An 11,064-nucleotide genomic window follows, 5' to 3' on the forward strand; every position below is an offset into this window, starting at 1 on the left:
TCTCGAGTCATCCGATATGTGCGCAGCGATCAGAGCGTGCAGCTGACGCACATCTCCAACTCAGTTCCCTCAAGCGCCTGCTGGCGCAGCCGGATGTAGTAGATCGTCTTGATGCCCTTGCGCCACGCGTAGATCTGGGCCTTGTTGATGTCGCGGGTCGTCGCGGTGTCCTTGAAGAACAGCGTGAGCGACAGGCCCTGGTCGACGTGCTGCGTCGCCGCGGCGTAGGTGTCGATGACCTTCTCGTAGCCGATCTCGTACGCGTCCTCGTAGTACTCGAGGTTGTCGTTCGTCATGAACGGCGCCGGGTAGTAGACGCGGCCGAGCTTGCCTTCCTTGCGGATCTCGATCTTCGACGCGATCGGGTGGATCGACGACGTCGAGTTGTTGATGTACGAGATCGAGCCGGTCGGCGGCACGGCCTGCAGGTTCTGGTTGTAGATGCCGTGCTCCTGGATGGAGGCCTTCAGCTCCTGCCAGTCGTGCTGCGTCGGGATGTGCACGCCGGCGTCGGCGAACAGCTCGATGACCCGTGCGGTCTGGGGCACCCACGCGGCATCCGTGTACTTGTCGAAGAACTCGCCCGACGCGTACTTCGAGTCCTTGAAGCCATCGAAGGCCTCGCCGCGCTCGATCGCGATCCGGTTCGACGCGCGCAGCGCGTGGAACAGCACGGTGTAGAAATAGATGTTCGTGAAGTCGATGCCCTCTTCGCTGCCGTAGTGGATGCGCTCGCGGGCGAGGTAGCCGTGCAGGTTCATCTGGCCGAGGCCGATGGCGTGCGACTTATCGTTGCCGTCTTCGACGGAGCGAACCGACGAGATGTGCGACATGTTCGACACCGCCGTGAGGCCGCGGATGGCGGTCTCCACCGTCTTGCCGAGATCGGGCGAGTCCATCGACAGCGCGATGTTCATCGACCCGAGGTTGCACGAGATGTCCTTGCCGATCTGGTTGTACGACAGGTCTTCGTTGTAGGTCGTCGGCGTGTTGACCTGCAGGATCTCGGAGCACAGGTTCGACATGTTGATCCGGCCCTTGATCGGGTTGGCCTTGTTCACCGTGTCCTCGAACACGATGTAGGGGTAGCCCGACTCGAACTGGATCTCGGCGATCGTCTGGAAGAACTCGCGCGCATTGATCTTCGTCTTCTTGATGCGCGGGTCGTCGACCATCGCGCGGTAGTTCTCGGTGATCGGCACGTCGCCGAACGGCTTGCCGTAGACGCGCTCGACGTCGTACGGCGAGAAGAGGTACATGTCCTCGTTGTTCTTCGCGAGCTCGAACGTGATGTCGGGCACGACGACGCCGAGGGAGAGCGTCTTGATGCGGATCTTCTCGTCGGCGTTCTCGCGCTTGGTGTCGAGGAACCGCATGATGTCGGGGTGGTGCGCCGACAGGTAGACGGCACCGGCGCCCTGGCGCGCGCCGAGCTGGTTGGCGTAGCTGAACGAGTCCTCGAGGAGCTTCATCACGGGGATGATGCCCGACGACTGGTTCTCGATCTGCTTGATGGGCGCGCCCGACTCGCGGATGTTCGAGAGCAGCAGCGCCACGCCGCCGCCGCGCTTCGACAGCTGCAGCGACGAGTTGATGCCCCGCGAGATCGACTCCATGTTGTCTTCGATGCGGAGCAGGAAGCACGAGACGAGCTCGCCGCGCTGCGCCTTGCCCGTGTTGAGGAACGTTGGCGTCGCCGGCTGGAAGCGGCCGGAGATGATCTCCTCCACCAGCTCGGTCGCGAGCTGCTCGTCGCCCTGCGCGAGGCCGAGCGCGGTCATGACCACGCGATCTTCGAAGCGCTCGAGGTACCGCTTGCCGTCGAAGGTCTTCAGCGTGTAGCTCGTGTAGTACTTGAACGCGCCGAGGAACGTCTCGAAGCGGAACTTCTTCGAGTACGCCAGGTCGTTGAGCTTCTGGATGAACTCGAACGAGTACATGCCGAGCGTCTCGGGCTCGTAGTACTCCTTCTCGACGAGGTAGTCGAGGCGCTCCTTCAGCGAGTGGAAGAAGACCGTGTTCTGGTTGACGTGCTGGAGGAAGTACTCCCGCGCCGCCTCCTTGTCCTTCTCGAACTGGATCTTGCCGTCGGCGCTGTAGAGGTTCAGCATCGCGTTCAGGGCGTGGTAGTCCATCCCCGAGTTGCTCGAGCGCGGTGCGTCGATGACCGCTACGCCACTGTCGCCTGCGGCGCCTGCTGCTGCGTTGACCAAAATGCGTCCAATCCCTCGTCGACGGCGCGAACGTCGTCTGGTGTTCCGAATACTTCGAAGCGGTAGAGGTGCGGCACATGGCACTTGGCGGCGACGATGTCGCCGGCCAGGCCGTAGGCCGCACCGAAGTTGGTGTTTCCGGCGGCGATGACGCCGCGGATGAGTGCGCGGTTGTGCGGGTCGTTCAGGAACCTGATGACCTGCTTGGGCACGGCGCCCTTGCCGTCCCCACCCCCGTAGGTCGGAACCACGAGGACGTACGGTTCGTCGGCCACGAGCGCGGCATCCTTCGCGTGGAGCGGGATGCGCGTCGCCGGCCGTCCGAGCTTCTCGACGAAGCGTGCGGTGTTGCCCGACACGCTCGAGAAGTAGATGAGGTTCGTCATGACTGCTCCAGGTCGTGCATCTCGACCCCCCGGTCGATGCGCCCGGGAGCCGTTACGCGAGCCGAGAGGCCAGCTCGTCGATCTTGTCGGGGCGGAAGCCCGACCAGTGGTCTTCGTCGGTGATGACGACCGGGGCCTGCAGGTAGCCGAGCTCCTTGACCGCGGCGAGCGCGGTCTCGTCCTGCGAGAGGTCGAGCACGTCGTACTCGATGCCCTTGCTGTCGAGGGCCCGGTACGTGGCGTTGCACTGGACGCAGGAAGGCTTGGTGTAGACCGTGACCGTCATCTCTGTGACCCCTCTTCTCTGGCTCCTGGAGGAGCCGTTCCCCCGGTGTTGCTTCAACTCTTCGATACTACATCTTGTGTCTGACCAACGGAACGACCCCAAGATGATGTAGTTACATCCGTGTAGTTTTCCACCGCGTTCTCCACCGTTCACTCACAGCCCGAAGCCGGTCTGATCGGCGGATTCTCGCGGTTCGCGATTCGGTTCTCCACAGGCCCGCTCATCTGTGCACGATCGGCCTGTGAATGGATGTCGGGCGTGTCGTCGGCGTGTCGCGCACGCACCCCGGCTGGACGAGGCATCCGCACCGCCCGTGCGACGATGCCACGACCCCCGCTGGCGACGGCTTCACGCGACATACCGGCTCCCCCGACCCGACATCTGGCCCTCATCGGCCTGCCGACCACAAGATGTGGTGGCGTCCGTTGGTAATGCTGCCACCACCCACCGACATTCCGGCGACGGATGTCACGGCGCGTCGTGGCGGATTCCTACGCCCTGTTCGCCGGCGCCGCTGTGGAACGACGCACAGCCTCGAACGCTCGGCGCGATAGCGTCCACCGCATGGAGTTCGTCCTCGCCGTCATCCTCATCGCCGGATTCGTCAGCGTGGCCGGATCCTTGCGCGTCATCCGCGAGTCGTCCGAGCGCACGGCAGCGGCCACCGAGGCTCTCCTCGAGCTGGAGCGTTCCCGCTCATCCTCCGGCTGAGTCCACGGACGCCACTCCATCTGCCGGGCGGGCAGGACGAGCGGCCCAGGCCCTGCACGGCTCACCGCGCCCGCCTCAGACGCGCCGCTCGCACCATCCGTCGACCCCTACCGCGCACCGCCCCGAGCGGGCTAGCCTGACGGCGGACCAGTACCCGACGCAGATCACCCTGCGAAGGAAGGACCCAATGTCCCACACCGTCATCTCGCACGACGGCGCTTCGATCGCCTACGACCGCGAGGGCGAGGGCCCTCCCGTGGTCCTCGTCGGCGGCGCGTTCCAGTTCCGCGCGTTCGACCCGACCACGAAGCAGCTCGCGACGCTCCTCGCCGCACGCGGCTACACGGTCGTCAACTACGACCGGCGCGGCCGCGGCGAGAGCGCGCACGACGTGCCGATGGGCCTGCACGAGACGCTCGCCGATCTCCGCGCGATCGTGGCCGAGCTCGGGCGCGTCCACGAGCTCGGCGAGGGCGTCGCCCTGTTCGGCAACTCGTCGGGCGGCGCGATCGCGCTCGCGGCCGCGGCGCACGGGCTGCCCGTGACCGCGATCGTCGGCTTCGAGGTGCCGATCGGCGCCGAGCAGGGGCCCGAGGGGGCGGAGTTCCTCGCGGGCCTCCGCGAACGCATCGCGGGCGACGACCCCGACGCGGTCGTGGAGTACTTCATGAAGGACATGCCGCGCGAGTGGCTCGAGCAGTCGAAGGGCAGCCCGGCCTGGCCCCTCATGGTGCGCATCGGCCCGAGCCTCGAGGCGGATGCCGAGTCCCTCGCCTGGGCGCAGTCCGCGCCGCACTCCGAACTGTTCGGGTCGATCGAAGCGCCCACGCTGATCCTCGTCGGCGACGAGGGCGTGCCGAGCGGGATGGCGCCGGCTGCCGACACGATCGTCGCGGCGATGCCGAACGCCGAACGCGGCACGGTGCCCGCGGTGCAGCACTCGTGGCAGCCCGAGAGCATGGCCGCGGCGATCGCCGACTTCCTCGACGCGCACGTCGAGCGCTGAGCGCCTCGCAGTCGCCCCGGCGGGTCGCCGGACTCGCCGGACTCGCCGACCGCGCGGACGATCAGGGGCGGCGCCGGATCGCGGCGCCGCCCCTCATCCGCGTGAGGGCCTAGGCCGCCTGCGCGAGCTCGCCCGCCTCGCGCACGGAGCGCAGGGCGAGCGCCCAGGGCACGAGCTGGTCGAGCTGCGCCGCGAGCATGCCGGCGTGGTACTCGGCCGGCGTGAAGGTCGTGTAGTTCTCGAAGTCGGTCATGAGCGAGAACGAGACCTGCTGGCGCACGTCGGCGACCTGCAGCTCGCCGAGGATGAGGCGCAGGTGCTCCGCAGCGCGCGTGCCGCCCGCCGAGCCGTAGCTGACGAGCCCGGCGGCCTTGTTGTTCCACTCGGCGTAGACGAAGTCGAGCGCGTTCTTCAGCGCGCCCGAGGTGGAGTGGTTGTACTCGGGCGTGACGAAGATGTAGCCGTCGAACGAGTCGACCTTCTCGGCCCACGCCTTGGTGTGCGCCTGGGCGTACTGGCCCATCGCTGCGGGCATCGCCTCGTCGAGGTGGGGCAGGGCGAAGTCGACGAGGTCGACGAGCTCGAATTCGGCGTCGGAGCGCGAGCGGGCCTGCTCGAGCACCCAACGCGCGACCTGCTCGCCGACGCGACCCGGTCGGGTGCTGCCGATGATGATGCCGATCCTGACTGCGGACATGTGTCGTCCTCTCGTAGGGGGAAGTAGTTGACACGTCATCATAATCAATTTAGATGATACGTCAACCAAAGCCGGATAGACTGGGGCCATGCCCGCCACCGAGGTCTCCGCCGTCGACGACGCCGAGTGGGCGCTGTTCGACGGCTTCGTGCTCATGCACGCCGAGCTCGGGCGCGAGCTCGATCGCCGACTGCAGCGCGACGCCGGCATCTCGCAGGCCGACTTCGGGCTGCTGCTCGCCCTGTTCCGCGGCCCCGAGGAAGGGCTGCGCCCGGGCGCGCTCGGCGAGCTGATCGGGTGGGAGAAGAGCCGCGTCTCGCACCAGCTCACCCGAATGGTCGCTCGCGGGCTCGTCGAGCGCGTCGAGTGCGACACCGACGCGCGGGGTTCGATGATCGTGCTCACGCGCGACGGCCGGCGCGCCCTGCTCCGCGCGATGCGCGACCACGCCCGCGCCATCCGCGAGCTCTTCCTCGACCGGCTCGAGCCCGACGAGAAGCGCGCGATCGCCGCGGCGTCGGCCCGGGTGCTCGGCGGGCTCGACGTCGCCGCGCCGGGCGGCGCCGGCTGAGGCGCTCCGTCAGGAGGTGACGGCGGCCCGATCCTCGGATTCAGGAGTGATCGACACGCCCCGCGGCGGCGCCGTGCTCGCCCGCACGATGAGGTCGGGCACGCGGGGGGCCGGCATCCGGTCGTCGTCGCTCAGCACGGCGAGCACGCCGGCCATCGCGTCGCGGCCCAGTTCGACGAAGTCCTGCCGGACCGTCGTCAGCGGCGGCGCGAAGAACTCGGCCTCGGGGATGTCGTCGAAGCCGACCACGCTCACCTCGTCGGGCACAGAGCGGCCCGCCTCCGCGAGCGCATGGATGACGCCGAGCGCCATCTGGTCGTTCGAGACGAACACCGCGGTCATCTCGCGGTCGTCGGCGAGCGCGCGCCCGTGCACGTACCCGCTGCCCGGCGACCAGTCGCCGACGAGCGGCTCGCGCGCCGGCAGGCCGCGGTCGCCGAGCTCGGCGGCCCAGCCGCGGACGCGCTCCGCGGCATCCACCGAGTCGGTCGGCCCGCTGACGTGCCGGATCTCGCGATGGCCGAGCTCGGCGAGGTGCCCGACCGCCAGGCGCGCGCCCGCGTACTGGTCGAGCCAGACCCGGTGCAGCGCCCCGCGATCCTCGGATGCCACGGCCACGACGGGCACGCCGAGCTCGACGCCGTCGAGCGCATCGAGCGCCGCGCGCTGCGCGGCGATGAGCACGATCGCCTCGACGTTCTGCCGCACGAGGAGCTCGGCCGTGGAGCGCAGGCTCGCGGCATCCGTCTCGAGCATGCTCGCCGTGATGACCGAGTAGCGCGCGTCGCGCGCGGCCTCGTTGAAGTGCAGCGCCGTGCTCGAGGGGCCGTAGTCGGGAGCGCCCGTCACGATGAGGCCGAGCGTGCGGGTGCGGCGGGTGACGAGCGCTCGCGCCGCCGGCGAGGGCACGTAGCGCAGCTGCTTGATGGCCTGCTCGACGCGGGCGCGGGTCGCCGGGCGCACGTTCGGCAGGTCGTTGAGCACCCGCGAGACGGTCTGGTGGGACACGCCGGCGAGCCTCGCCACGTCGAAGATCGTCGCGGCCCTAGCCTTCTCGTCGCTCACTCTCCGACCGGCTCCCTGCCCCGCGCCCGCGGCGCGCTTGCTCCCCGCCATCATCCCACCCGCGGCCCCGCGGTACGGGACGGCCCGCGCCCCGAAAGCCGGGCACGGGCCCCCTCACGCCTCATCGCCGCCTGGCCGTCAGCACCTTCTGCAGGATGATGAACACGAGCAGCAGCGCACCGATGAAGATCTTCGTCCACCACGACGAGAGCGTGCCCTCGAAGGTGATGATGGTCTGGATCACGCCGAGCACCAGGACGCCGAGCACCGAGCCCAGCACGAACCCGTAGCCGCCCGTGAGCAGCGTGCCGCCGATCACGACCGCGGCGATCGCATCGAGCTCGGTGCCGATCGCCGTGAGGGGGTACCCCGAGAGCGTGTAGAAGGTGAACAGCACGCCCGCGAGGCCCGAGCAGAAGCCCGAGATGACGTAGACGAGCACCTTCGTGCGTGCGACCGGGAGGCCCATGAGCAGGCCCGACTGCTCACCGCCGCCGATCGCGTAGACCGTCCGGCCGAACCGCGTGCCGTGCAGCACCCACACCGCGATCGCCACGACCACGAGCGCGATGATCACGCTCGGCGTGATCGACAGGCCGCCGCCGAGCGGGATGCGCGAGACGGCGAGCTGGATGAACGTCGGGTCGGTGATCGAGATCGACGACTGGCTGATCACGTAGCAGAGGCCGCGAGCGAGGAACATGGCCGCGAGCGTCGCGATGAACGGCTGCACCTTGAAGACGTGGATCATCAGGCCGACGAGGAGCCCCAGGATGCTCGTGAGCACCAGGATCAACGGGATCACGGCCCCCGGCGACCATCCGGTCTGCAGCAGGCTCGCCGCGATCATGCCCGACAGGGCCACCACCGCGCCGACCGACAGGTCGATGCCGCCCGTGAGGATCACGAACGTCATGCCGACCGCGAGCACGATGAGGTACGCGTTGTCGACGAACAGGTTGAGGAACACCTGGCCGGAGAAGAACCCGCGGTAGCGGAAGCCGCCGATCACGAAGATCGCGATGAACAGCAGGCCGGTGACCGTGACGGGACCGTACTTGGGGCTCGTGAGCAGGCCGACCGCGGCGGCGAGCGGCCGGCGCCGGCCCGTCGGTGCGGTGCCGCTGCCGCGGCTCGGGCCGCGACCCGTGCGCGACGGTCGGTTCGTCGTGGGCGCCTCGAGGAGCTTCGTCATGATGCGACGACCCCCTTCCCGGATCGGAGGGCGAGTCGTCGGCGGAACCCGCTGAACGCCTCGGAGGTGGTGGGCGACTGCAGCAGGCAGACGACGGTCACGACAGCGGCCTTGAACACCATCGTCGCGATCGGCGGGATGCCGACCGTGTAGACCGTGGTCACGAGCGTCTGGATGACGAGCGCGCCGACGAGCGTGCCGAGCAGCGAGTAGCGACCGCCCGCGAGCGACGTGCCGCCGATGACGACCGCGAGGATCGCGTCGAGCTCGATGAAGAGGCCCGTGTTGTTGGCGTCGGCCGCCGCGGTGTTCGCGGTGAGGATGAGGCCCGCGATCGCGGCGCACAATGCGCAGAACGTGTAGACCGCGAACAGCAGTCCGCGCGCCCGCACGCCCGCCTGGCGGCTGGCCTCGGGGTTGATGCCGACCGACTCGATGAACATGCCGAGCGCCGTGCGGCGCGTGACGAGCGCCGCGAGCCCGAACACGACCGCCGCGATGATCACGGCCACCGGGATCCCGAACCAGAACCCCGATCCGAGGAACTTGAACGGCGGGCTGTTCACCGTGAGGATCTGGCCCTCGGTGATGAGCATCGCCACGCCGCGCCCCGCGGTCATGAGGATCAGCGTCGCGATGATCGGCTGGATGCCGAGCGCGGCGACCAGGAAGCCGTTCCACACCCCGAGCACGAGCGAGATGAGCAGCGCGACCGTGATCGCGACGGCGACGGTCGCCAGGCTCCCCGGCTCGGGCGAGCCCAGGATGATGGAGCACGCCACCGCACCCGAGATCGCGGCGACCGCGCCGACCGACAGGTCGATGCCCCGCGTCGCGATCACGAGCGTCATGCCGACGGCGATGATCAGCGTGGGGGCGCCGTTGCGCAGGATGTCGATGAGGCTGCCGAACAGCTGCCCGTCGCGGACCGTGATCTCGAAGAACCCGGGGAACGCGACCAGGTTGATCGCGAACAGCACGAGGAGCATGACGACCGGCCAGAACAGCCGGCTCGACGCCATCTTGGCGAGCGTGCTCACGAGGGGTCTCCTTCGGTGGTCGGGGTGGTCGCGGTGGTCGCAGTGGTCGGTGCGGTCGAAGCGGATGCCGCGCGGCCCGCGCCGGCGACCGGGGCGACCGCCACGGCCGGAGCGCGCTCGTCGAGCGCCTCGTCGTCGGAGGCGACGCGTCCGTCGGCGATGAGCGCGAGGAGCGAGTCGACCGTGAGCCCGTCGTTCTCGAGGTCGGCCACGACGTTCCGGTCGCGCAGTACCACGACGCGGTGGCTGAGCCGCAGCACCTCCTCGAGCTCGGCCGAGATGAACAGCACGCTCATGCCGTTCTCGGCGAGGTTGAAGACCAGCTTCTGGATCTCGGCCTTGGCGCCGATGTCGATGCCGCGCGTGGGCTCGTCGAGGATCAGCAGGCGAGGTGCGATCGCGAGCCACCGCGCCAGCAGGACCTTCTGCTGGTTGCCGCCCGACAGGTTGCGCACGAGCGCATCGGGATTGCCGGGCCGGATGTTGAGGGCCTGGATGTAGGACTGCGCCAGCTCGTCCTGCTTCTTCTTCGGGATCGGCCGGAACCATCCGCGGTCGGCCTGCAGCGCGAGCACGATGTTGTCGCGCACGGTCAGTTCGCCGACGATGCCCTCGTCGCGCCGGTTCTCCGACGAGAACGCGATGCGCTTCGAGATCGCCTGCCGGGGCGTGCGCAGCTTCACGCTCTCGCCGTGGATCGTGAGCTCGCCGGTGTCGGCGCGGTCGATGCCGCCGAGCAGGCGCGCGAACTCCGTGCGTCCCGAGCCGAGCAGGCCCGCGAGGCCCACGACCTCGCCCACCGCGATGGGAAGGTCGGCGGGCTCGATCGCGCCGCGACGACCGAGCTGCGTCGCCGAGACGAAGGTCGCGGCATCCGTCTCGTCGGCGACCGCGGCGTGCGCGCGGTGCTCGAGGTCGTCGAGGGCGGTGAGCTCCTTGCCGATCATCTTCTGCACGAGGTCGATGCGCAGCAGCTCGTCGACGAGGTACTCCCCCACGAGCGCGCCGTTGCGGAGCACGGTGAGGCGGTCGCAGATCTCGTACACCTGGTCGAGGAAGTGCGAGACGAAGAGGATGGCGACGCCCTGGTCCTTGAGCGAGCGGATGACGCGGAACAGCTCGGCCACCTCGTCGGCGTCGAGGCTCGACGTCGGCTCGTCGAGGATCAGGACCTTGGCGTTCACGTCGATCGCCCGAGCGATCGCGACGAGCTGCTGCACGGCGAGCGAGTGGTCGCCGAGCAGCGAGCCCGGATCGATGTCGAGGTGGAGCCCCGCGAGCAGCTCGGCCGACCGGCGGCGCATCGCGCGCCAGTCGATGCCGCCGAAGCGGCGGGGCTCCCGGCCGAGCATGATGTTCTCGGCCACGGAGAGGTTCGGCAGGAGGTTGACCTCCTGGTAGACCGTCGAGATGCCCGCGGCCTGCGCCTGCGCCGGTCCGGCGAACGAGACCCGCTCGCCGGCGAGCGTGATCGTGCCGGCATCGATGCCGTAGACGCCGGTCAGCGCCTTGATCAGGGTCGACTTGCCGGCGCCGTTCTCGCCCATGAGCGAGTGCACCTCGCCGGGGAACATGCGGAAGTCGACGCCGTCGAGGGCCTTCACGCCGGGGAAGCCGATCGAGATGCCGCGCATCTCGACGACCGGTGCCGGCCCGGTCTCCCGTGCCGGCGCGGCGGGTTCGGTCTGCTGGGTCACGGTGCTCTCCATCGAGTCCGCGAGCGGATGCTTCCATCCGCTCGATCGTGCGCCGCGGGCGGCGCGAGTGGGACAAGAGTACGGGTGCGCGGCATGGACGACCGCGCACCCGGGGCCGACCGGCGGGCGCCGCGCGGGCGCCCGCCGGCCCGGGGGCAGGACTGGCGGTCGGGCCGGGCGGCGAGCGCCGCGTCCTG

Annotated in this window: 11 protein-coding genes; 3 read left to right on the plus strand and 8 right to left on the minus strand. The window is 69.1% G+C overall.

Going from position 1 to position 11,064, the window contains the following annotated elements; all coding sequences use genetic code 11:
- Window positions 1-29: 29 nt before the first annotated feature.
- Genes nrdE through nrdH form a run of 3 tightly spaced genes read right to left on the minus strand, consistent with a single transcriptional unit; the run spans window position 30 to window position 2,885 of the window.
- Window positions 30-2,135, minus strand: a complete 2,106-nt coding sequence (gene nrdE, locus ACSJD1_RS06740) for a class 1b ribonucleoside-diphosphate reductase subunit alpha (protein ID WP_438854542.1) — start codon at window positions 2,133-2,135, stop codon at window positions 30-32.
- A 35-nt stretch (window positions 2,136-2,170) separates the two neighbouring features.
- Window positions 2,171-2,599: a class Ib ribonucleoside-diphosphate reductase assembly flavoprotein NrdI gene (gene nrdI, locus ACSJD1_RS06745; protein WP_376928521.1), complete on the minus strand. Its 429-nt coding sequence runs from the start codon at window positions 2,597-2,599 to the stop codon at window positions 2,171-2,173.
- Window positions 2,600-2,651: 52 nt separating this feature from the next.
- On the minus strand, window positions 2,652-2,885 hold the full coding sequence (nrdH, locus tag ACSJD1_RS06750) for a glutaredoxin-like protein NrdH (RefSeq protein WP_438854543.1): 234 nt from the start codon (window positions 2,883-2,885) through the stop codon (window positions 2,652-2,654).
- Between the two features lie 564 nt (window positions 2,886-3,449).
- Here nrdH and ACSJD1_RS06755 point away from each other — a divergent pair.
- Both ACSJD1_RS06755 and ACSJD1_RS06760 read left to right on the plus strand, forming a co-directional pair.
- Window positions 3,450-3,596 carry a hypothetical protein gene (locus tag ACSJD1_RS06755; protein WP_438854544.1) on the plus strand — a complete coding sequence of 49 codons (147 nt, stop codon included), beginning with the start codon at window positions 3,450-3,452 and terminating at the stop codon, window positions 3,594-3,596.
- A 187-nt stretch (window positions 3,597-3,783) separates the two neighbouring features.
- The gene (locus ACSJD1_RS06760) at window positions 3,784-4,602 is read left to right on the plus strand and encodes an alpha/beta fold hydrolase (protein ID WP_438854545.1); all 819 of its coding nucleotides are present in this window, start codon (window positions 3,784-3,786) and stop codon (window positions 4,600-4,602) included.
- A 109-nt stretch (window positions 4,603-4,711) separates the two neighbouring features.
- Here the strand turns inward: ACSJD1_RS06760 and ACSJD1_RS06765 are convergent, their stop codons facing one another.
- Window positions 4,712-5,299: an NADPH-dependent FMN reductase gene (locus ACSJD1_RS06765; protein ID WP_438854546.1), complete on the minus strand. Its 588-nt coding sequence runs from the start codon at window positions 5,297-5,299 to the stop codon at window positions 4,712-4,714.
- Between the two features lie 88 nt (window positions 5,300-5,387).
- Here ACSJD1_RS06765 and ACSJD1_RS06770 point away from each other — a divergent pair, with 88 nt between their 5' ends.
- Window positions 5,388-5,870, plus strand: coding sequence for a MarR family winged helix-turn-helix transcriptional regulator (locus ACSJD1_RS06770; protein WP_438854547.1), 483 nt, complete (start codon window positions 5,388-5,390; stop codon window positions 5,868-5,870).
- 9 nt (window positions 5,871-5,879) lie between these two features.
- Here the strand turns inward: ACSJD1_RS06770 and ACSJD1_RS06775 are convergent, their stop codons facing one another.
- The 4 genes from ACSJD1_RS06775 to ACSJD1_RS06790 form a co-directional block, all read right to left on the minus strand.
- Complete coding sequence (locus tag ACSJD1_RS06775) at window positions 5,880-6,935, minus strand: LacI family DNA-binding transcriptional regulator (protein ID WP_438854548.1); 1,056 nt, start codon at window positions 6,933-6,935, stop codon at window positions 5,880-5,882.
- 121 nt (window positions 6,936-7,056) lie between these two features.
- The gene (gene yjfF / locus ACSJD1_RS06780; RefSeq protein ID WP_438854549.1) at window positions 7,057-8,130 is read right to left on the minus strand and encodes a galactofuranose ABC transporter, permease protein YjfF; all 1,074 of its coding nucleotides are present in this window, start codon (window positions 8,128-8,130) and stop codon (window positions 7,057-7,059) included.
- Window positions 8,127-9,170, minus strand: a complete 1,044-nt coding sequence (locus tag ACSJD1_RS06785; protein ID WP_438854550.1) for an ABC transporter permease — start codon at window positions 9,168-9,170, stop codon at window positions 8,127-8,129. The genes yjfF and ACSJD1_RS06785 overlap by 4 nt, the downstream gene beginning before the upstream one ends.
- The gene (locus ACSJD1_RS06790; RefSeq protein WP_438854551.1) at window positions 9,167-10,879 is read right to left on the minus strand and encodes a sugar ABC transporter ATP-binding protein; all 1,713 of its coding nucleotides are present in this window, start codon (window positions 10,877-10,879) and stop codon (window positions 9,167-9,169) included. Before ACSJD1_RS06790 ends, ACSJD1_RS06785 begins: the two co-directional genes overlap by 4 nt.
- Between the last annotated feature and the right edge of the window lie 185 nt (window positions 10,880-11,064).

Origin of the sequence: Agromyces excoecariae (genome assembly GCF_051715505.1) — a bacterium.
In the GTDB taxonomy this organism is placed as follows: domain Bacteria; phylum Actinomycetota; class Actinomycetes; order Actinomycetales; family Microbacteriaceae; genus Agromyces.